The following is a 20,700-nucleotide window of genomic DNA, read 5'->3' as shown; positions in this document are numbered from 1 at the left end:
CTGAAACCAAGCGGGCGAGGTCGAACGCCGACGGACGGTCCATTCACGAGCGTTCCGGCGGCGGACGTCGCGATTCGCGGGTCGAGGCAGGCCGAGCGGATCGCGCTCAGGCGTCGGGATAGTCGGGCCCGTCGAGATCGCCGATGCCGTATCGGCGCAACTTGGCGTAGAGGCCCTGGCGACTGAGCCCAAGCATCTCGGCGGCCGAGGCCCGGTTGTCGCGGGTGATCCGCAGCGCCGCCTCGATGCAGAGACGCTCGATCAGGTCGGTGGTCTCGCGCACGAGGTTCTTCATCGAGACGCGGCCGACCAGCTCGGTCATCTGCTCGACCGAGCGCGGCAGCTCGTGCCCGCCCGACACCGCCGTCGCCACGGCACGGCGCGGCGTGCCGCGAATGGTGAAGCCGAGGCAGGGCGGGCGGGCGTTCGGCACGGCGACGGCGGCGATCTCGACCTCCTCGACGGATCCGAGAAGGCCGCGCAGGCCGGTGGCGAAGTGGCGGACCGAGCCGTGCTCGGCCAGCGTCGCGAACAGGGTCGCGGCCTCGGTCTCCTCGCGGCCGATCCAGCGGTCGATCAGCTCGCCGCGCGCCTGCTCCACGGTCGCGACCTGGGCGAGGTCGAGGAAGGCCCCGTTGGCGGTGAGGATCCGCCGCGACAGGTCGGTGACGACGAACCCTTCGGGAATGCCCTCGATGACGTCGAGGAGCGGGCCGCGCCGCTCGGGCGACGCGGCGTCGCCGATCGCGGAATCGCTTAGCCGCAGCAGCGCGCTCGCCGAGCTGCCCTGCCGGAACAGCGATGCCGAGATCCGCGCCTGCCCGCGGCTTCCGGCGAGCCGGGTCTCGAGATCCTCGGCTTTGCCGGTGGCGCGCAGGCCGGAGAACAGCAGCTCGATCTCGCGCCCGCTCGCCGCCTCGAACAGCTCGACCACGTCCAGCCCGAGGATCCGCTTCTCGGTGCGCCCGAGGAGCCGGACCGCGGCGGGGTTGACCTCGGTGACCCGGCGCGTGGCCGCGTCAACCACGAGCACCGGCTCGCTGCCGAGCTGGAACAGCATGCGGTAGCGGGTCTCGGCGCCGCGCAGGCGGAGATAGTCGCGCTCCAGCGCCTGCTGCGTCTCGACGAGCTTGCGCTGGAGCGAGGCCATGGCGAGCAGGTTGCGGCCGATCGCGATGATCGAGCCGTCCGTGCCGAGGCGCATCGCGGCGTAGCGGATCGGCAGGTCGTCGCCGGAGACGGACGGGTGGTTGACCTGCCGCCAGCGCGTCACCCCGTCCGGCGCGGCGTCGCGCAGCAGCGCATCGATCTTCGGGCGGCTCTCGACGGTGACGGTGTCGATCCAGCGCCGCCCGAGCCACGTGTCGCAGCCCTGGCCCGCGAGGTCCGGGGCGGCGAAGGCCGCGTCGCGGATGATGCCGTCGGCATCCACCACCAGGGACAGGTCGGTCGCGGCCGCGACGAGAAGGCCCGCCGCCTCTCCCCCGAGGGCCGACAGGGTCTTGCTCAGGGCTGCGGAGGGGTTCTGCGCAGCGTGGGTGGCCAAGCTGGTCAAGTCTCACCGCTTCGTGAAGTCGTCGATCGGGTCTTTCAGCAGGCTCCCGCCCTGAGATCAAGCATGAACTCGGCGGCGGCCACAGCACGACGCGCATCCGTGGCCGTGGCATCAGCACCCACGCGCTCGATATGCCCCGGATTGTCGACGAAGATCGGGCCGCCGACGAGGATGCGCACGCCGGGATTGAACGAGACCCGGCGCAGCTCGTGGACGGTCTTGGTCAGGGTCGGCAGAAGCACCTCGCAGCCGAGCGACAGGCCGATCACGTCGAACCAGGCGGTCCGCGCCTGGTTCAGGATCTCGCCCACCGGCGCGAGCGCCGTGCTCGTGACGTCCCAGCCCGCGTCGCGAAAGAACTGCTCGATCATCGACAGCCCGAACATGTGGGTCTCGCCGGGACAAAGGCTCAGGAGGATGCTGTGCCCGTCCCGGTGCCCTCCTGTTTCGCCGCCGTAGCGGCGCGCGAGGTCGTGCATGATCCGCTGCAGGCGGCCCATCGCGATCGTCAGCTCGGCGAAGTCGCAGAGGTCCTCCTCCCAGAGCACGCCGAGGTGCCGCGCGGTCGGCGCCAGGAGGTCGAGGAGCAGGCTGTCGAGGGCGAGGCCGTCGTCGACGAGCGCGGCGATGCGCGCCTCCACCACCTCGCCGGCCGGCGCCAGCACGAGGGAGGCGAAGGCCTCGATGTCCTCGGCGGTCGGCTTTCTCGGCCCCGGGCCGCGCGTCGACGCCTCCATGCGGTGTGCGAGCATCAGGCGGGGGATGATCTCGGCCTCGACCACGCGGGAGAGGTGACCGTGCCACCGATCGGACAATTGCTGCCGGCGCGGCGGCGCCTGCTGGTCGATCTCGCAGGCTGACGCCATCTCGCGAGCGAGCGCTAGGATGGCGTTTCGCCCCTCGGAGCGCCTCAAGTCATCCATTGGCCAACTCCAATGTCGCTGACGGCTTAATTGTATTCAAAATATAGCTTGGCCGGGGTTAGGATTCCCCGTGCCGTCGCCCTCTCCGGGACGACTTGACCTAGACGATACGCTTTCGAGGCGGCTTGGCAATGGTCGAATCGAATAAGAATGCTTCCCGTCATTGTCATACAGTTTTGACGTAAAGCGCGCTTGACACTTTTTGGCACGGTTTCTAGGCTTCCCCCAAGCCGCCCTCCCGAGAGGCGGCCCGCCGCAGCAGGGATGGGGTAAGGCTATGGGTCCCAGTGACCGGACGGCACGACCATCACTCTACACGTCGGCCGAGCGCGCCCGGCGCGACGCGACCCGCTGGACCCTGGTCCAGGGCCTTCTGGCCCCGCTTCAATTCCTCGTGTTCCTCGTCAGCCTGGGGCTGGTCCTGCGGACGCTGTCCACCGGGGAGGGCGAAGCCGCGGCCAACCTCTCGGTGCTGGCCAAGACCTTCCTGCTCTACGCGATCATGGTCACCGGCTCGATCTGGGAGAAGGCGGTGTTCGGCCGCTACCTGTTCGCCCCGGCCTTCTACTGGGAAGACGTGGTCAGCATGCTCGTGCTGGCCCTGCACACCGCCTACCTCGCAGCCCTCGGCTTCGGGCTCCTCGGCACGGCCGGCCTGATGTGGCTGGCGCTCGCGGCCTACGCCTCCTACGCGGTCAACGCGACGCAATTCCTGCTGAAGCTGCGGGCGGCGCGGCTGCAGGCGCCGCGGCGTCCGCGCCCCGTCGCCGGCACCGCGATGGTGGCGCGATGAACGCGCCCTTCCTCCCGCCGAGGACCGTCGCAGCCACCGCCGAACCCGGCTGCGGCGACGTGGCGATCCGGCAGGAGCGCGGCCAGCGCGCGGTGTTCTGCGGGCTGACCGGCATCGTCTGGCTGCACCGCAAGATCCAGGACGCGTTCTTCCTCGTCGTCGGCTCGCGCACCTGCGCCCACCTGATCCAGTCGGCCGCCGGGGTGATGATCTTCGCCGAGCCGCGCTTCGCCACCGCGATCATCGACGAGCGGGACCTCGCCGGCATCGCCGACATGAACGAGGAGCTCGACCGGGTGGTGCGCCGCCTGATCGAGCGCCGCCCCGACATCCGGCTGCTGTTCCTGGTCGGCTCGTGCCCCTCCGAGGTGATCAAGCTCGATCTCGGCCGCGCGGCGCAGCGGCTCTCGACCACCTTCTCGCCGGACGTGCGGGTGCTGAGCTATTCCGGCAGCGGCATCGAGACCACGTTCACGCAGGGAGAGGATGCCTGCCTCGCGGCCCTGGTGCCCGAGATGCCGCGGGAAGCGCCCGACGCCGCCCCGTCGCTGCTGGTGGCGGGCGCGCTCGCCGACGTGGTCGAAGACCAGTTCCTTCGGCTGTTCTCCGAGCTGGGCATCGCGAACGTCGCGTTCCTGCCGGCGCGCCGGGCCGGCGCGCTGCCGGCCGTCGGCCCGAGCACGACGTTCCTGCTGGCGCAGCCGTTCCTGACCGACACCGCCAAGGCCCTGGAGGCCCGCGGCGCCAAGCGCCTGTCGGCCCCGTTCCCGCTCGGCGTGGAGGGCACGACGCGCTGGCTCAGGGCCGCGGCCGACGCGTGGGGGGTGCCTGAGGGCCGCTTCGAGGCGGCGACCGCGCCGGGCCGGGCCCGCGCCGCCCGCGCGCTCGATCACCACCGCGAGACGCTTGCCGGCAAGCGGGTGTTCTTCTTTCCCGATTCGCAGCTCGAGGTGCCGCTCGCCCGGTTCCTGTCGCGGGAATTGGGCATGGGCCTGTGCGAGGTCGGGACGCCATACCTGCACCGCGGGCACCTCGCCGAGGACCTCGCCCTGCTGCCCGACGGCACGGACATCGTCGAGGGCCAGAGCCTCGACGCGCAGATGGACCGGGCCCGGGCCGAGAGGCCCGATCTGACGGTCTGCGGCCTCGGCCTCGCCAACCCGCTGGAGGCGGAAGGGCTCGCGACCAAGTGGTCGATCGAGCTGCTGTTCACGCCGATCCAGGGCTACGACCAGGCCGGCGACCTCGCCGAGCTGTTCGCCCGCCCGCTCGTCCGCCGCACCCGGCTGGAGGTCTGAGGCGATGCAGCTCACCCTCTGGACCTACGAAGGACCGCCGCATATCGGCGCCATGCGGGTCGCCACCGCGATGGAGGGGCTGCACTACGTGCTGCACGCGCCGCAGGGCGACACCTACGCCGACCTGCTGTTCACGATGATCGAGCGGCGCGACGCCCGCCCGCCGGTCACCTACACCACCTTCCAGGCCCGCGACCTCGGTTCCGACACCGCCGAGATCTTCAAGGACGCGGCCGCCGCCGCCTACGAGCGCTTCCGGCCGCAGGCGATGATCGTCGGCGCCTCGTGCACGGCGGAGCTGATCCAGGACGATCCGGGCGGCCTCGCCAAGGCGCTGAACCTGCCGATCCCGGTGATCGCGCTGGAGCTGCCGGCCTACCAGAAGAAGGAGAACTGGGGCGCGTCGGAGACCTTCTACCGGCTGGTCCGCGGGCTTTCCGGCTCGCCGTCCCCGGAGCCGAAGCCGGAGGGCCGGCGTCCGTCCTGCAACATCCTCGGGCCGACCGCGCTGGGCTTCCGCCATCGCGACGACCTCGACGAGATCACCGGCCTGCTCGAGCGGCTCGGCATCGCCGTCAACGTCGTGGCGCCGATGGGCGCAAGCCCGGCCGACCTCGGCCGCCTGAAGGACGCCGACTTCAACGTCGTGCTCTACCCGGAGGTGGCGCGCGCGGCCGCGCAGTATCTGCAGAAGACCTTCGGCCAGCCGATGGTCGAGACGGTGCCGATCGGCGTCGGCGCGACGATCCGCTTCGTCGAGGAGGTCGCGGCTTTGGCCGGAATCGACCCGGCGCCGGTGCTCGCCGGGGCGCCGTCGCGCGCGCCCTGGTATTCGCGCTCGGTCGACTCGACCTACCTCACCGGCAAGCGCATCTTCATCTTCGGCGACGCCACCCACGCGATCGCCGCCGCCCGCGTCGCGAAGGCCGAGCTCGGGTTCCGGGTCGTCGGCCTCGGCACCTACGGCCGCGAGTTCGCCCGCGAGGTCCGGGCGGAGGCCGCGCTCCACGGCATCGAGGCGCTGATCTCCGACGACTACCTCGACGTCGAGGCGGCGATCCAGGCGGCCGGCCCCGAGCTGGTGCTCGGCACGCAGATGGAGCGTCACATCGCCAAGCGGCTCGGGCTGCCCTGCGCGGTGATCTCGGCGCCGGTCCACGTCCAGGACTTCCCGGCGCGCTACTCGCCGCAGATGGGCTTCGAGGGCGCCAACGTCCTGTTCGACACCTGGGTCCACCCGCTGATGATGGGCCTGGAGGAGCACCTGCTCGGGATGTTCCGCGAGGACCCCGAGTTCAACGACCGCGCCCCGTCCCATCTCGGCGGCAAGGCCCCCGCCGGGGCGCCCGCGCCCGCCCCGCCGGTTCCCGAGCCCGTCACCTCGGTGACGCTCGCCGGCCCGACCGCTCCGACCTGGGCCGTGGAGGCCGAGAAGGAGCTGCGGAAGATCCCGTTCTTCGTCCGAGGAAAAGCCCGCACCAACACGGAAACCTTCGCCAGGGAGCGGGCGCTGCCGCTCATCACCGTCGAGACCTTGTACGATGCCAAAGCGCATTTCGGTCGCTGAACGGCCCGAGCTCCGCATCGTCGTCGTGACGATGGACAACCACATGGCGAGCGCCCTCGAGCGCGCCCGCCTCCGGCTGCGCAGCGAGATGCCCGGCCTCGTCCTCGACTTCCACGCCGCCGCCGAGTGGGACACCGCGCCCGCGAGCCTGTCCGCCTGCAAGGCCGACATCGCCCGGGCCGACATCGTGCTCGCGACGATGCTGTTCATGGACGAGCACGTCCGCGCCGTGCTGCCGGCGCTGCTGGCCCGCCGCCCGCACTGCGACGCGATGATCGGCTGCCTCTCGGCCGGCGAGGTGGTGAAGACCACCCGCCTCAACCGCTTCGACATGGACGGCACCAAGCGCGGCGCCCTCGACTTCCTGAAGAAGCTGCGCGGCAAGCCGGGCGCCCAGGGCAACGGCGCCCGCCAGATGGCGATGATCCGCAAGCTGCCGAAGATCCTGCGCTTCATCCCCGGCTCGGCGCAGGACGTGCGCGCCTACTTCCTCACCCTGCAATACTGGCTCTCGGGCTCGGACGAGAACATCGCCAACCTCGTGCGCTTCCTGGTCGGGCGCTACGCCGCCGGCCCGCGCCTCGCCTGGCGCGAGATCGCCGCCGCACCCGCGCCGCTGAGCTATCCCGAGACCGGCCTCTACCACCCGCGCATGAAGGGCCGCATCGGCGAGTCGCTCGCCGCGCTCCCCGTGCCCACGGGGCCTTCGAGCGGCCCTGCGAAGGGTCGGGTCGGCCTGCTGGTGATGCGCTCCTACGTGCTGGCCGGGAACACCGCCCATTACGACGGCGTGATCGCGGCGCTCGAAGGCCGCGGCCTCGCGGTGGTGCCGGCCTTCGCCTCGGGCCTCGACAACCGCCCGGCGGTGGACGCCTTCTTCCGCCGCGACGGCCGGCCGGCCATCGACGCGCTGGTCTCGCTCACCGGGTTCTCGCTGGTCGGCGGGCCCGCGTACAACGACGCCGCGGCGGCCGAGACGGCGCTCGCCGACCTCGACGTGCCCTACCTCGCCGCCCACGCGCTGGAGTTCCAGACCCTGGAGCAGTGGGAGGGCTCCGACCGCGGCCTCTCGCCGGTCGAGGCCACGATGATGGTCGCGATCCCCGAGCTCGACGGCGCCACCGCGCCGATGGTGTTCGGCGGCCGCTCCGGCGCGTCGATGGGTGAGAACGCCCGCGACATGCGCGTTCACCCGGAGCGTGCCGACATGCTCGCCGCCCGCATCGAGCGCCTCGTCGCCCTGCGGCGGACCGCGCGGGCCGCGCGCAAGGTGGCGATCGTGCTGTTCGGCTTCCCGCCGAACGCCGGCTCGATCGGCACGGCGGCGTTCCTGTCGGTGTACCAGTCGCTGCACAACACCCTGACGGCGATGAAGGCGGACGGCTACGACGTCGCGGTGCCCGACACGGTCGACGACCTGCGCAACGCGGTGCTCGCCGGCAACTCCGCCCGCTACGGCACGCCCGCCAACGTCCATCACCGCATCCCCGCCGAGGAGCACGTCCGGCGCGAGCGGCACCTGTCCGAGATCGAGGCGCAGTGGGGGCCCGCGCCGGGGCGCCAGAACAGCAACGGTTCGGCCCTCTTCGTCCTCGGCGCGCAGTTCGGCAACGTCTTCGTCGGCGTGCAGCCCGGCTTCGGCTACGAGGGCGACCCGATGCGCCTGCTGTTCGAGCGCGGCTTCGCGCCGACCCACGCCTTCTCGGCCTTCTACCGCTACCTGCGCGACGACTTCCGCGCCGACGCGGTGCTGCATTTCGGCACCCACGGCGCGCTCGAGTTCATGCCCGGCAAGCAGACCGGCCTGTCCGAATCGTGCTGGCCGGAGCGGCTGATCGGGCCGCTGCCGAACGTCTACCTCTACGGCGCCAACAACCCCTCCGAGGGGATGATCGCCAAGCGCCGCTCGGCCGCGACCCTGGTCAGCTACCTGACCCCGAGCCTCGCCCAGGCCGGGCTGTACCGCGGGCTGATCGACCTCAAGGCCTCGATCGAGCGCTGGCGCGCCCTGGAGCCGGAGGCGGAAGCCGAGCGGCGCGACCTCGGCCTGCTCGTCCAGGCCCAGGCCGCCGCCCTCGACCTCGCTCCGGCCGAGCCCGCCTGGGACGACCTCGCCGCCCGCATCCAGGCGCTGGGCCAGGCGGTGCACGAGCTGGAGCACACCCTGATCCCGCACGGGATGCACGTGGTGGGGCAGGGCACGCCGCCCGAGGAGCGGGTCGACCTGCTGCTGGCATTGGCCGAAGCCTCCGCCGGCCTCGCGCCGGAGCGGGCCGGGATCGCGGCCCTGGTGGCCGGCGAGGACGTCGACGCGGCTTTGGCCACCGCGAACCTGCCCCTCGACGAGACCCACCGCGCCGCCTTCCGGTCGCTGGCCGAGACCGACGCGCTGCTCGCCCGCGACCACGAGGTCGCCGGCCTGCTCAAGGCGCTGGACGGGCGCTTCATCGCGCCGGTGGCCGGCGGCGACCTGCTGCGCAACCCGGCCGTGCTGCCGACGGGACGCAACCTGCACGGCTTCGATCCCTACCGCCTGCCCTCGGCCTTCGCGGTCGCCGACGGCGCGCGGCAGGTCGCCCGGATCCTCGCCCGTCACCGCGACGAGGGCGCGGCGCTGCCCGAGAGCGTCGCCCTGGTGCTGTGGGGGACCGACAACCTCAAGAGCGAGGGCGGCCCGATCGCCCAGGCCCTGGCGCTCATCGGCGCGGCGCCGCGCTTCGACGGCTACGGCCGGCTCTGCGGCGCGACCCTGATCCCGCTGGAGACGCTCGGCCGCCCGCGCATCGACGTGGTCGTCACCCTCTCCGGCATCTTTCGCGACCTGCTGCCGCTCCAGACGAAGCTCCTCGCCGAGGCCTCGTACCTCGCCGCCACCGCCGACGAGCCGGTGGAGTGCAACTTCGTCCGCAAGCACGCCCTCGCGCATCAGGCCGAGCACGGCATCGACCTCGAGACCGCGGCGCTGCGGGTGTTCTCGAACGCCGAGGGCACCTACGGCGCCAACGTCAACGGGCTGGTCGAGTCCGGCCGCTGGGAGGACGAGGACGAGATCGCCGAGACCTTCTCGCGCCGCAAGAGCTTCGCCTACGGCCGCACCGGCCAGCCGGCGCCGCAGCGCGCGCTGATGCGCAGCGTGCTGGCCAAGGTCGACCTCGCCTACCAGAACCTCGATTCGGTCGAGGTCGGGGTGACGAGCGTCGACCACTACTTCGACGGGCTCGGCGGCATGGGCCGGGCGGTGGCCGAGGCCCGCGGCGCCGCGGTGCCGATCTTCATCAGCGACCAGACCCGCGGCGAGGGCACCGTGCGCTCGCTCTCCGAGCAGGTCTCGCTCGAGACCCGCACCCGCATGCTCAACCCGAAATGGACCGAGGGCATGCTCGGCCACGGCTACGAGGGCGTCCGCCAGATCGAGGCGCACCTCACCAACACCATGGGCTGGTCGGCCACGAGCGACGGCGTCGCGCCCTGGATCTACCAGCGCATCACCGAGACCTACGTCCTCGACCCCGCCATGCGCGAGCGCATGGCCGCCCTCAACCCCACCGCCTCGGCCAAGGTCGCGCACCGGCTGATCGAGGCGCACCAGCGCGGCTTCTGGACTCCCGATGCGGCGACGCGCGACGCGCTCGCCCGCGCCGAGGAGGAGCTCGAGGACCGTCTCGAAGGCATCACCGCGGAGGTTGCGGCATGAACATCGCGATTCGAAACCCCGTGGCCGCCCGCCGCGAGCCGGAAGGCAGCGTCCAGGTCTCGCTGGACGTCGCCATCGGCACGACGGCGAAGGTCTTCGCCGTCTACGGCAAGGGCGGCATCGGCAAGTCGACGACCTCGTCGAACCTGTCGGTCGCCTTCTCGAAGCTCGGCAAGCGGGTGCTGCAGATCGGCTGCGACCCGAAGCACGACTCGACCTTCACCCTCACCAAGCGCCTGGCGCCGACCGTGATCGATGCGCTGGAGGCGGTGCAGTTCCACTCCGAGGAGCTGCGCGTCGAGGACTTCGTCGCCGAGGGCTACAACGGCGTGATGTGCGTCGAGGCCGGCGGGCCGCCGGCCGGCACCGGCTGCGGCGGCTACGTCGTCGGCCAGACGGTGAAGCTCCTCAAGGAGCATCACCTCTTGGAGGACACCGACGTGGTGATCTTCGACGTGCTCGGCGACGTGGTCTGCGGCGGCTTCGCCTCGCCGCTCCAGCACGCCGAACAGGCGCTGGTCGTCACCGCCAACGACTTCGACTCGATCTTCGCGATGAACCGCATCGTCGCCGCGATCCACGCCAAGGCGAAGAACTACCCCGTGCGGCTCGGCGGCGTCATCGCCAACCGCTCGGCCAAGACCGACGAGATCGACCGCTTCAACGCCGCCGTCGGCCTGGAGCGCATCGCCCACTTCCCCGACCTCGACGTCGTGCGGCGCTCGCGCCTGAAGAAGTCGACCCTGTTCGAGATGGACGAGACGCCGGAGCTGGAGGCCGTGAAGGCCGAGTACATGCGGCTGGCCGCCTACCTCTACGCCGGCGGCAAGCCGCTCTCCGCGATCCCGATGAAGGACCGCGACCTCTTCGAGTTCCTGGGATTTGATTGAGGGGTCTCGTGATGACCAGCGCATCCTACGCCGAGCGCCGCTCGCAGCTCACCACCTACTTCGACCGCACCGCGGTCGAGGCCTGGGCGCGGCTAACCTCCGACGCACCGGTCTCGAAGATCCGCGCGACGGTGCGGGCGGGTCGCGACACGATGCGGGCTCAGCTTCTGTCCTGGCTGCCCGACGACCTGACCGGCCGGCGCATCCTCGATGCCGGCTGCGGCACCGGGGCGCTCAGCCTGGAGGCCGCGCGCCGCGGCGCCGAGGTCGTCGCCATCGACGTGTCGGCGACGCTGGTCGGCCTCGCGGCCGAGCGCGCCGGGCCGATCGCGGGCGGCGGGTCGATCGACTTCCGGGTCGGCGACATGCTCGATCCGAGCCTCGGCCGCTTCGACCACGTCGTGGCGATGGATTCGCTGATCCATTACGGCGCCGCCGACATCGCCCGGGCGCTCGCCGCGCTCGGCGCGCGCACGGACGGGTCGGTGGTGTTCACGGTGGCGCCCCGCACCGCCCTGCTCACCGCGATGCACGCCGCCGGCACGCTGTTCCCGAGGGCCGACCGGGCGCCGGCGATCGTGCCGATCACGCTGGGCGCGCTGGCCAAGCGGATCGGCCGGGAGCCGGCGCTGGCCGAGTTCGCGCTGACGCGCACGCAGCGCGTCAACAGCGGCTTCTACCTCTCGAACGCGATCGAGCTGGCGCGGGGCCGCCGATGAAGCTCGGCCTCCGCCTGATCCGGCACGTCGCGGCCCTCGGGCCGTCGATCCTCCCCTTCGCCGACGCGGCGACGAAGGAGCTGCCGCTCGGGCGGCTGATGCGGCTGTCGCTGTTCCAGGTCACCGTCGGCATGGCCGCGGTGCTGCTGATCGGCACGCTCAACCGCGTCATGATCGTCGAGCTGGAGGTGCCGGCCTGGGTCGTCGCGCTGATGCTGTCCCTGCCGCTGATCTTCGCCCCCTTGCGGGCGCTGATCGGCTTCCGCTCGGACACGCACCGGTCGGTGCTCGGCTGGCGCCGCGTCCCCTACATCTGGTTCGGCACGCTGCTGCAGTTCGGCGGGCTCGCGATCATGCCGTTCGCGCTGCTGCTGCTGTCGGGCGACACCACCGGCCCGATGTGGGCCGGGCAGGTCGCCGCCGCGCTCGCCTTCGTCCTGGTCGGCGCCGGCCTCCACACCACGCAGACGGTGGGGCTCGCCCTCGCCACCGACCTCGCACCGGCCCATGCAAGGCCCAAGGTCGTCGCGCTGCTCTGCGTCATGCTGCTCGTCGGGATGATGGTCAGCGCGGTCGCCTTCGGCCTGCTGCTCGCCGACTTCTCGAAGGTGCGGCTGATCCAGGTGATCCAGGGCACGGCCCTCGTCACCATCGTGCTCAACGGGCTGGCCCTGTGGAAGCAGGAGGCGCGCGACCCCGACCGCGCCCGCGACGCGGCGCAGCCGAGCTTCTCCGAATCCTGGGCGGCCTATGTGGGGCAGGGGCTGGCGCGGCGCCGCCTCGTCGCCACCGGGCTCGGCACCGCCGCCTTCTCGATGCAGGACATCCTGCTGGAACCCTATGGCGGGCAGATCCTGCACCTCTCGGTCGGCGCGACCACGGCGCTGACCGCGATGCTGGCGGCCGGCGGCGGCCTCGGGCTGCTGGCGGCGGCGCGCTGGCTCAACCGGGGCGGCGACCCGTTCCGGGTGGCGGCGGCGGGTGCCGTGATCGGCATCCTTGCCTTTTCCTGCGTCGTGTTCGCGGCCCCGCTCGGCTCGACGCAGGTCTTCGCGGCCGGCGTCAGCCTGATCGGCTGCGGCGGCGGCCTGTTCGCCCACGGCACGCTCACCGCCTCCATGGCGAAGGCCGGGCCGGAGGATACCGGGCTCGCGCTCGGCGCCTGGGGCGCGGTCCAGGCGTCGGCGGCCGGCCTCGCCATCGCCGGCAGCGGCATCGTGCGGGACGTCGGCTCGGCGCTCGCCGTCTCGGGGGCGCTCGGCGAGGGCATGAGCGATCCCTCGATCGGCTACCTCGTCGTCTACCACATCGAGATCGCGCTGCTGTTCGCGACGCTGGTCGCGATCGGCCCGCTGGTCCGGGACCGCAGCCCGCAACCGGCGGCGCGGGGCAGGCCCCGCGTCGCCCTGTCCACCTCCTCCACCTGAAGCTCGGGAGATCGCCATGCCACCAGGAGCACTGCCCACGGGAGCACTCACCGGCTACGTCGACGTCGCGCAGATCGTCCTGTACGCCTTCTTCCTGTTCTTCTTCGGCCTGGTCTTCTGGCTCCGGCGCGAGGACCGGCGCGAGGGCTATCCCCTCGAGGCCGAGGTGACGGGCACCCTCAAGCGCCCCGACCCGATCCTGATCCCGACGCCGAAGCTGTTCCACCTCGCCGACGGCAAGATCAAGCAGGCGCCGCAGGCCGACACCAGGCCCGACCGCAACTACCTCGGCAGCAAGCGCGAGCCCTGGCCGGGCGCCCCGCTGGAGCCGACCGGCGCCGACCCGATGTTCGCCCATGTCGGCCCCGGCTCCTGGGTCAGCCGCGACGACGCGTTCGATCACACCTTCGACGGCCAGAAACGGATCGTCCCCTTGCGGGTCGCGACGCACTTCATGGTCCACGAGGACGGCCCCAACCCGATCGGCATGAGCGTGTTCGGCGCCGACAGCCAGATCGCCGGAACGGTGTCCGACATCTGGGTCGACCGCGGCGAAAGCTTCGCCCGCTACTACGAGGTCGATCTCGGCGCCGGCGGACGCCGCGTGCTGATGCCGGTCACCTTCTGCCGCACGGGGCGGTTCTCGCGCACCGTGAAGACCGAGGCGCTGCTCGCCCGACAGTTCTCGGACATCCCGCCCCACGCCGACCCCGACGCGGTGACTCTCCTCGAGGAGGAGAAGATCATCGCCTATTTCGGCGCCGGCACCCTGTACGCCACGCCCCAGCGCGCGGAGACCCTGCTATGAGCGGCCGCCGGACCCACGATACGCCCTCGGACGACACCGTCCGCGACGACCGGATCCCCGAGGGCCTGCCCGAGGCGCTGCCGCCGGGCGAGCACATCCTGTGGCAGGGCCGGCCGACCGCCTTCGGCATGGCCGCCCGCCCGATGCACGGCGGGTTCGTGGTGCTGTGGTTCGGCGTGCTGGCCGCCTGGACCATCCTGCCGGCGGCTCTCGACGGCGCGGTGCTGGCGGGCCTCGAAGCCTCGTGGCCGACCTTCGCCGCCTGCGCCGCCGCGCTGGCCGTCGTCGGCGGCCTCGGCTGGCTCGCCTCCTGGACCACGACCTACACCATCACCAACCGCCGCGTGGTGATGCGGATCGGCATCGCGCTGCCGGTCACCTTCAACCTGCCGCTGGCGCAGGTGGAGGATGCCGCCCTGCACAGCTTCGCCGACGGCACCGGCGACCTGCCGCTCCGGCTGAGCGCCGGCACCCGCGTCGCCTACCTGCACCTGTGGCCGCATGCCCGCCCCTGGCGCGTGACCGAGCCGCAGCCGATGCTCCGCTCCGTCCCGAACGCAGGCGAGGTAGCCGCCATCCTCGCCCGGGCGATCGTCGCGGCGCGGGCGCCCGAGGAAGAGTCCGCGCTGCCGGTGCTCGTCGCCCGACCGCAGAACGCGGCGCGCAAGCCGCGCCTCGTCGCCGTCGGAGCGCGCTGACCGGCCCGAGCCTCCGCGGAGCCGCGCGGACGAGACATCACCCCGCCCGTCCCGGCCGAACCGCCGGGGCGGGCGTTCGCTTCTCGAAAAAAGTCGTTCGCGAACAGGACCTTGCCGGCACCCTCGAAAAACCCGCCCGAAAAATCCAGAACGAGGATTGTCAAGCGTGCTTGACACCGGTTAACGTGAAGCCAAGGAAACGGCGACGTGGCCGGACACCGAGCGGTGCCGCCCCGACGACCGGTCCGGGCAGACGGTGAGGGAAGCCGATGGGTGAGGTGGCGGAGGGCGGACCGATCCCGGCGCTCGCACTGATCGGAGCCGGGGCGCTCCTCGGCTTCACCATGCTGGCGGTGGTGGTCGGGCGCACCGAGCGGATCGGCCTCAGCGGAAACCCCGGCGGGAATCCCGTCGCCTCCGTCGCCCTGCGCGTGCTGGACCGCCCGGACGGGTCGATCCGGATCGAGGATGCCGCCGATGCGCGGCTGATCGAGACCATCGAGCCCGGCCAGGACAACTTCGTCCGCGCGACCCTGCGCAGCTTCGGCCAGTCCCGCCTGCGCGCCGGCCTGACCCCGGCCGAGCCGTTCCGCCTAACCCGCTACGACGACGGCTCGCTCGCCCTGATCGACGAGACCACGGGGCGCAGCGTCAACATGGGCGCCTTCGGCCCGACCAACGCGCTCGCCTTCGCCAAGCTCCTACCCGGCAACGCCCTTCCCGACGTGAGCGTCCCGCGATGATCGGATTCCTGAACGGCCGCCGCACGGTCGAGGTGCCCTGCACCGTCGAGATCGAGCAGACCCCCGAGAGCCTGCACGCCCATGTCAGCCTCGACGCCGACTTCGAGATCGAGCCCGGCGACGAGGTGCAGGTCCACGACGCGCCGACCTCGGTGCCCTACGGCGAGCGCCTCGTCGTCCGCCGCACCGCGACGGTGACGCGGGCCGGCCGGATCGAGCGGCTCTGGACCAAGCTCGCCGGCCATCTCGAGCTGACCGAGCTCTACGAAGTCAGCTTCAGCGAGAGGAGGAAGCTTTGAACGCTCCCGTCAGGCATCCGCTGCCCACCCGCCCGGTCAACGAATCGACCAAGTCCGCGCAGGAGACGACCTTCCTCAGCCCGCGCTTCTACACCACCGATTTCGCGGAGCTCGACCGCACGAACGTCGAGCCGGTCCGGGCCGAGTGGGACGTGCTGATCGAGGAGCTGCGCTCCGACCCGAACAAGCGCCACTTCACCCGCAACGCCGACTTCGACTGCGACCTGTCGCAGATGGAGCCCGAACTCCGGAAGGAGTTCCTCGACTTCCTGGTCTCGTCGATCACCGCCGAGTTCTCGGGCTGCGTCCTCTACGCCGAGATGCGCAAGCGCGCCAAGAACAAGGACATCAAGGAGCTGTTCGGCTTCATGAGCCGCGACGAGGCGCGCCACGCCGGCTTCATCAACGACACGCTGAAGGATTTCGGCATCGGCGTCGATCTCGGCTTCCTGACGAAGTCGAAGAAGTACACGTTCTTCCGCCCGAAGTTCATCTTCTACGCAACCTACCTGTCCGAGAAGATCGGCTACGCGCGCTACATCACCATCTTCCGCGAGCTGGAGAAGCACCCCGAGCGGCGCATCCACCCGATCTTCAAGTGGTTTGAGAAGTGGTGCAACGACGAGTTCCGCCACGGCGAGGCCTTCGCGCTACTGATGCGCGCCAATCCGAAGCTGACGCAGGGGCTGAACCGCTACTGGATCAAGTTCTTCCTGCTGGCGGTGTTCGCGACGATGTACGTCCGCGACCATTGCCGGCCGGCCTTCCACGCCGCCCTCGGGGTCGACCCGTCCGAGTACGACTTCACGGTCTTCCGCATCACCTCCGAGATCTCGAAGCAGACCTTCCCGCTGACGCTCGACCTCGACAACCCGAAGTTCAAGCAGCGGCTCGACACCCTGCTCGACTGCTCGGTGAAGATCGCCGAGGCGCGGGCGCAGGGCGGCGTCGCCGGCACGCTGAAGCGCGGCGTGCAGGTGGCGCGGGCCGCGGTCACCTTCGGCAGGCTCTACCTGTTGCCGACCCTCGACAACGCGATGCCCGCCGACATCCGCCTCGAGCCGGTGTGGTAGCGGGCCGGCGATGTCGCCCTACGCCGTCCCGGCCCTCTATGCGGTGGCGATCTGGTGGTTCTCCACCGGGGTGATCATCCTGCTCGACCATCTGCCGCGCCGCACCTTCCCGTGGAGCATGGCCGCCGGCACCGCGGTGCTGCTGGCGGCGCTCTACGCGATCGGCACGAGCGCCGGCGACGCCACGGAGACGGGGGCCTACACCGCCTTCACCGGCGCGCTGCTGGTCTGGGGCTGGCAGGAGATGAGCTACTACATGGGCTTCGTCACCGGCCCGCGGCCGGAGGCCTGCCGGCCCGGCGCCCGCGGCGTCGAGAAGTTCCGGGCGGCGGTCGCGACGAGCCTGTGGCACGAATTCGCCATCGTTCTCGGCGCGCTGGCGATCCTGGCGCTCACCTGGAACACCCCGCAAAGATTGGCCCTGTGGACCTACTGCGTGCTGTGGGGGATGAACCTCAGCGCCCGGCTCAACCTGTTCCTCGGGGTGCGCAACCTCAACGCCGAGTTCCTGCCCGACCATCTGGCCTATCTCGGCTGCTACCTGACGAAGCGGCCGATGAACCTGCTGTTCCCGGCGTCGGTCAGCGTCGCCACCGTGATCGTCGTGCTGCTCGGCCAGGCGGCGCTCTCCGAGCCGATCACGCCGCACGCGATGGTCGGCTTCACCATCCTCACCACGCTGATGGGCCTGGCGACCCTCGAGCACTGGTTCCTGATGCTGCCGCTGCCCGCGGCCGCCCTCTGGAACTGGAGCCTCCCGCCGAAGGTCGCGGCGTCCGCCGCGGCCGTCCCGACAAAGGTGAAGCTCGCGGCCTCCGCCGCAGCCGGACCGACACAGGGGCCGGCCGAGCCGGCCCGGCGCGACGCGGCCTAACGCGGGAGAACCCGCGCGATCGAAACGAGGACGGGGAGACGAGCGATGGATTACGACGCGTTCTTCGGCGCCGAGCTTCAGAATTTGCACCGGGAGGGGCGCTACCGCGTCTTCACCGATCTCGAACGTCAGGCCGGACGCTTCCCGCACGCGACCCATCACAGCCCCGAAGGCGAGAAGCCCGTCACGGTCTGGTGCTCGAACGACTATCTCGGGATGGGCCAGCACCCGGACGTGCTCGCCGCCATGCACGCGGCGCTCGACCGCTGCGGCGCGGGCGCGGGCGGCACCCGCAACATCTCCGGCACCAACCACTACCACGTGCTGCTGGAGCGCGAGCTCGCCGACCTCCACGGCAAGGAGGCGGCCCTGCTGTTCACCTCCGGCTACGTCTCGAACTGGGCGGCGCTCGGCACCCTCGGCGCCAAGCTGCCCGGCTGCGTCATCCTCTCGGATTCCGAGAACCACGCCTCGATGATCGAGGGCATCCGGGCGTCGCGCGCCGAGCGCCAGATCTTCCGCCACAACGACCCGGAGGACCTCGACCGCAAGCTGCGGATGATCGAGCCCGGCAGGCCGAAGCTCGTGGCCTTCGAATCGGTCTACTCGATGGACGGCGACATCGCGCCGATCGACGAGATCTGCGACGTGGCCGAGGCGCACGGCGCGCTCACCTACCTCGACGAGGTCCACGCGGTCGGCCTCTACGGCGCGCGCGGCGGCGGCATCTCGGAGCGGATGGGGCTGGCCCACCGCCTCGACGTGATCGAGGGCACGCTGGGCAAGGCCTTCGCGGTGCATGGCGGCTACATCACCGCGAGCGAGACGCTGTGCGACTTCGTCCGCAGCTTCGCCTCGGGCTTCATCTTCACCACCTCGCTGCCGCCGGCGGTGGCGGCGGGCGCGGCCGCCAGCATCCGCCACCTCAAGCGGAGCAACGTCGAGCGCGCACGGCACCAGGAGCGGGTGCAGCGGGTGCGCGAGCGCCTGGACGCCGCCGGCATCCCCACCCTGCCCAACGACAGCCACATCGTCCCGGTGATGGTCTGCGATCCGGTGCTGTGCAAGGCGATCTCCGACACCCTGCTCGACGAGTTCGGCATCTACGTGCAGCCGATCAACTACCCGACCGTCGCCCGCGGCACCGAGCGCCTGCGCATCACCCCGTCGCCCCTGCACACGGACGCCGACATCGACCACCTCGTCGGGGCGCTGGCCGCGATCTGGGGGCGGATCGGGCTGGAGCGGGTGGCGGCGGAGTAGGGGACACGCCGCCGACAATCCGTGCGGCGAGTTTCTCCGCGTCCTCGGGCCCTACCGAATTCCGACGCCTCTGCGTGACGGCGCCGGATGGTGCGTCCGAAGCACTGCGGGGCCCGTTCTTCCATGGGGAGAGGGGACCCGCGCCTGACCCTGCATAGCGTGCGGCCCTGACGAGTCGCATCGGAAGAAGGGAACTGCCCGTGCGTTTCGAAGGCCAGGGTGCCATTCTCGATCGCGCCGATCGAGCCGATCGCGCCGAACCTCCCCAGCCACGGATCGGCGTGACAACATCTTCGCAATCACGAGTGCCCCCGCGCGTGACTACCTTCCCCTTCACCGCCATCGTCGCCCAGGACGAGATGCGTCGGGCGCTGCTGATCGCGGCGGTCGATCCGTCGGTGGGGGGCGTGCTGGTGTTCGGGGATCGCGGCACCGGCAAGTCCACCGCGATCCGGGCGCTGGCCGGTCTGCTGCCGCGGATGCGCGCGGTCGTCGGCTGCCCCTATGCCTGCGATCCGGCCGCACCCGCCGAATCGTGCCCGCATTGCCGCGGCCAGGCGGAGCGCAAGAGCGCGCTCGTGCCGGTGCCGGTGGTCGACCTGCCGCTCGGAGCCACCGAGGACCGGGTGGTCGGCGCGCTCGACCTGCAGCGGGCGCTGGCGCTCGGCGAGAAGGCGTTCGAGCCCGGGCTGCTGGCGCGGGCCAACCGCGGCTTCCTCTACATCGACGAGGTCAACCTGCTGGAAGACCACCTCGTCGACCTGCTGCTCGACGTGGCGGCCTCCGGGGTCAACACCGTCGAGCGCGAGGGCCTGTCGATCCGGCACCCGGCGCGCTTCGTGCTCGTCGGCTCCGGCAACCCGGAGGAGGGCGAGCTGAGGCCGCAGCTCCTCGACCGGTTCGGCCTCGCCGTCGAGGTGGCGACGCCCACCGACATCGCGACCCGCATCGACGTGGTCCGCCGCCGCGACGTCTACGAGCGCGACCCGGAAGCGTTCTGCGCCACCTACGCCAAGGCCGAGCGGGCGCAGGCCAAGCAGATCACGCTCGCCCGCGAACGGCTGAGTGCCGTGACGATCCCCGACGCGGTGCTGGAGGCCTGCGCGAGGCTCTGCGTGGCGCTCGGCACCGACGGCCTGCGCGGCGAGCTCACCCTGATGCGCACCGCCCGCGCGCTGGCGGCGCTCGACGGCGCGGACGACGTGACGATCGACCATGTCCGCCGGATCGCGCCGGCGGCGCTGCGCCATCGCCTGCGCCGCAACCCGCTCGACGAGGCCGGCTCCACCGCCCGCGTGGCGCGGGCGGTGGCCGACGTGCTGGCGTGACGCTCGCGCCCGGCGAGGGCCGCTGGGCCGAGGCGCTCCGCGCCGCTTCGCTGCTGGCGGCCGATCCGCAGGCCTGCGTCGGCATCCGCCTGCGCGCCGGGACGGGCCCGGTCCGCGAGGCGTGGCTGCGGCACCTGACGGACCGCCTCGCGCCCGGCACCCCCGTCCGGCGCTGCCCGCCCGGCATCGGCGACGACCGCCTGCTCGGCGGCCTCGACCTCGCCGCGAGCCTGTCGGCCGGCCGCCCGGTGGCCCAGGTGGGCCTCCTGGCCGAGGCCGACGGCGGCCTCGTCGTCGTGCCGATGGCCGAGCGCCTGTCGCCCGGCACGGCGGCTCGTCTCGCCGCGGCGCTCGACACCGGCACGATCACGGTCGCGCGCGACGGTTTCTGCGAGACGCGGCCCGCCCGCTTCGGCCTGGTGCTGCTCGACGAGGGGCTCGACGACGAGGCGCCGCCGAGCGCGCTCACCGAGCGCCTCGCCTTCGACGTGGATCTGCGCGCCTTCGGGCTGCGGGAGATCGAGGATGCTCCGCCCGGGCATGACGCGGCGGACCTTCGGGGGTTGCAACGGGCGCGTTCCGCAGAACGCCATTCTTCTGGAACGGCTTTCGCATCCGCCCACCCCGAACGGCGATCGCAGGAACCGCTTTTCCCTCCCCCCTCTGCGGGGGAGGGTGGCCCGCGAAGCGGGTCGGGAGAGGGGAGCGACGATGCCGGATCCGGCGCTCCCCTTTCCCGCCCCTCGCT

The 20,700-nt window shown here is 71.7% G+C and carries 17 protein-coding genes and 1 pseudogene; 16 read left to right on the top strand and 2 right to left on the bottom strand.

Annotation, left to right across the window (positions count from 1 at the left end):
* Positions 1 to 106: 106 nt before the first annotated feature.
* Complete coding sequence (gene ppsR, locus FV227_RS04625) at positions 107 to 1,555, bottom strand: transcriptional regulator PpsR (RefSeq protein WP_147728497.1); 1,449 nt, start codon at positions 1,553 to 1,555, stop codon at positions 107 to 109.
* Positions 1,556 to 1,590: 35 nt separating this feature from the next.
* Positions 1,591 to 2,478 (bottom strand): cobalamin B12-binding domain-containing protein, encoded by an 888-nt coding sequence (locus tag FV227_RS04620; RefSeq protein ID WP_243933281.1) that lies wholly within the window; start codon positions 2,476 to 2,478, stop codon positions 1,591 to 1,593.
* A 277-nt stretch (positions 2,479 to 2,755) separates the two neighbouring features.
* Between FV227_RS04620 and bchF the strand changes: the two genes are divergently transcribed.
* From bchF to FV227_RS04540, 16 genes and pseudogenes are all read left to right on the top strand, one after another.
* Positions 2,756 to 3,271, top strand: a complete 516-nt coding sequence (bchF, locus tag FV227_RS04615) for a 2-vinyl bacteriochlorophyllide hydratase (RefSeq protein WP_147728496.1) — start codon at positions 2,756 to 2,758, stop codon at positions 3,269 to 3,271.
* A complete protein-coding gene (locus FV227_RS04610; RefSeq protein WP_147841439.1) occupies positions 3,268 to 4,569 on the top strand; it encodes a ferredoxin:protochlorophyllide reductase (ATP-dependent) subunit N in 1,302 nt (433 codons plus the stop codon). Before bchF ends, FV227_RS04610 begins: the two co-directional genes overlap by 4 nt.
* Before the next feature lie 4 nt (positions 4,570 to 4,573).
* A complete protein-coding gene (gene bchB, locus FV227_RS04605; protein ID WP_147727568.1) occupies positions 4,574 to 6,136 on the top strand; it encodes a ferredoxin:protochlorophyllide reductase (ATP-dependent) subunit B in 1,563 nt (520 codons plus the stop codon).
* A complete protein-coding gene (locus FV227_RS04600; protein WP_147858408.1) occupies positions 6,111 to 9,830 on the top strand; it encodes a magnesium chelatase subunit H in 3,720 nt (1,239 codons plus the stop codon). Before bchB ends, FV227_RS04600 begins: the two co-directional genes overlap by 26 nt.
* Entirely contained in the window at positions 9,827 to 10,720 is an 894-nt protein-coding gene (bchL, locus tag FV227_RS04595) for a ferredoxin:protochlorophyllide reductase (ATP-dependent) iron-sulfur ATP-binding protein (RefSeq protein WP_147727570.1), read from the top strand. Before FV227_RS04600 ends, bchL begins: the two co-directional genes overlap by 4 nt.
* An 11-nt stretch (positions 10,721 to 10,731) precedes the next feature.
* The gene (gene bchM, locus FV227_RS04590) at positions 10,732 to 11,439 is read left to right on the top strand and encodes a magnesium protoporphyrin IX methyltransferase (RefSeq protein WP_147727571.1); all 708 of its coding nucleotides are present in this window, start codon (positions 10,732 to 10,734) and stop codon (positions 11,437 to 11,439) included.
* Positions 11,436 to 12,866 (top strand): BCD family MFS transporter, encoded by a 1,431-nt coding sequence (locus FV227_RS04585; protein WP_147858407.1) that lies wholly within the window; start codon positions 11,436 to 11,438, stop codon positions 12,864 to 12,866. The genes bchM and FV227_RS04585 overlap by 4 nt, the downstream gene beginning before the upstream one ends.
* Before the next feature lie 31 nt (positions 12,867 to 12,897).
* Entirely contained in the window at positions 12,898 to 13,674 is a 777-nt protein-coding gene (puhA, locus tag FV227_RS04580; RefSeq protein ID WP_147728032.1) for a photosynthetic reaction center subunit H, read from the top strand.
* Positions 13,671 to 14,372, top strand: a complete 702-nt coding sequence (gene puhB, locus FV227_RS04575) for a photosynthetic complex putative assembly protein PuhB (protein WP_147728030.1) — start codon at positions 13,671 to 13,673, stop codon at positions 14,370 to 14,372. Before puhA ends, puhB begins: the two co-directional genes overlap by 4 nt.
* Positions 14,373 to 14,641: 269 nt before the next feature.
* Positions 14,642 to 15,115, top strand: a complete 474-nt coding sequence (gene puhC, locus FV227_RS04570; protein ID WP_147728029.1) for a photosynthetic complex assembly protein PuhC — start codon at positions 14,642 to 14,644, stop codon at positions 15,113 to 15,115.
* On the top strand, positions 15,112 to 15,414 hold the full coding sequence (locus FV227_RS04565; RefSeq protein ID WP_187273562.1) for a hypothetical protein: 303 nt from the start codon (positions 15,112 to 15,114) through the stop codon (positions 15,412 to 15,414). Before puhC ends, FV227_RS04565 begins: the two co-directional genes overlap by 4 nt.
* Positions 15,415 to 15,434: 20 nt before the next feature.
* The gene (acsF, locus tag FV227_RS04560; RefSeq protein ID WP_187274684.1) at positions 15,435 to 16,487 is read left to right on the top strand and encodes a magnesium-protoporphyrin IX monomethyl ester (oxidative) cyclase; all 1,053 of its coding nucleotides are present in this window, start codon (positions 15,435 to 15,437) and stop codon (positions 16,485 to 16,487) included.
* Positions 16,488 to 16,497: 10 nt separating this feature from the next.
* The gene (gene puhE / locus FV227_RS04555; protein ID WP_147728027.1) at positions 16,498 to 17,361 is read left to right on the top strand and encodes a putative photosynthetic complex assembly protein PuhE; all 864 of its coding nucleotides are present in this window, start codon (positions 16,498 to 16,500) and stop codon (positions 17,359 to 17,361) included.
* Positions 17,362 to 17,406: 45 nt separating this feature from the next.
* Positions 17,407 to 18,624 (top strand): 5-aminolevulinate synthase, encoded by a 1,218-nt coding sequence (hemA, locus tag FV227_RS04550; protein WP_147728026.1) that lies wholly within the window; start codon positions 17,407 to 17,409, stop codon positions 18,622 to 18,624.
* Between the two features lie 317 nt (positions 18,625 to 18,941).
* The gene (gene bchI / locus FV227_RS04545; RefSeq protein ID WP_147858406.1) at positions 18,942 to 19,952 is read left to right on the top strand and encodes a magnesium chelatase ATPase subunit I; all 1,011 of its coding nucleotides are present in this window, start codon (positions 18,942 to 18,944) and stop codon (positions 19,950 to 19,952) included.
* Positions 19,949 to 20,700 (top strand): annotated as a pseudogene (locus FV227_RS04540) (hypothetical protein); the annotation flags it as partial. The gene bchI and the pseudogene FV227_RS04540, both read left to right, overlap by 4 nt.

Source organism: Methylobacterium sp. WL119, from assembly GCF_008039875.1.
Taxonomy (GTDB): Bacteria; Pseudomonadota; Alphaproteobacteria; order Rhizobiales; family Beijerinckiaceae; genus Methylobacterium.
Note: the sequence above shows the minus strand (reverse complement) of the source record. Positions and strands in the feature narration are given on the sequence as shown.

Coding starts and splice junctions, on each gene's coding strand:
- FV227_RS04585 (WP_147858407.1), top strand. CDS start 11,436: ATGAAGCTCGGCCTCCGCCTGATCCGGCACGTCGCGGCCCTCGGGCCG.
- puhC (WP_147728029.1), top strand. CDS start 14,642: ATGGGTGAGGTGGCGGAGGGCGGACCGATCCCGGCGCTCGCACTGATC.
- hemA (WP_147728026.1), top strand. CDS start 17,407: ATGGATTACGACGCGTTCTTCGGCGCCGAGCTTCAGAATTTGCACCGG.
- bchM (WP_147727571.1), top strand. CDS start 10,732: ATGACCAGCGCATCCTACGCCGAGCGCCGCTCGCAGCTCACCACCTAC.
- bchF (WP_147728496.1), top strand. CDS start 2,756: ATGGGTCCCAGTGACCGGACGGCACGACCATCACTCTACACGTCGGCC.
- FV227_RS04610 (WP_147841439.1), top strand. CDS start 3,268: ATGAACGCGCCCTTCCTCCCGCCGAGGACCGTCGCAGCCACCGCCGAA.
- FV227_RS04565 (WP_187273562.1), top strand. CDS start 15,112: ATGATCGGATTCCTGAACGGCCGCCGCACGGTCGAGGTGCCCTGCACC.
- FV227_RS04600 (WP_147858408.1), top strand. CDS start 6,111: ATGCCAAAGCGCATTTCGGTCGCTGAACGGCCCGAGCTCCGCATCGTC.
- puhE (WP_147728027.1), top strand. CDS start 16,498: ATGTCGCCCTACGCCGTCCCGGCCCTCTATGCGGTGGCGATCTGGTGG.
- bchB (WP_147727568.1), top strand. CDS start 4,574: ATGCAGCTCACCCTCTGGACCTACGAAGGACCGCCGCATATCGGCGCC.
- puhB (WP_147728030.1), top strand. CDS start 13,671: ATGAGCGGCCGCCGGACCCACGATACGCCCTCGGACGACACCGTCCGC.
- bchL (WP_147727570.1), top strand. CDS start 9,827: ATGAACATCGCGATTCGAAACCCCGTGGCCGCCCGCCGCGAGCCGGAA.
- FV227_RS04620 (WP_243933281.1), bottom strand. CDS start 2,478: ATGGATGACTTGAGGCGCTCCGAGGGGCGAAACGCCATCCTAGCGCTC.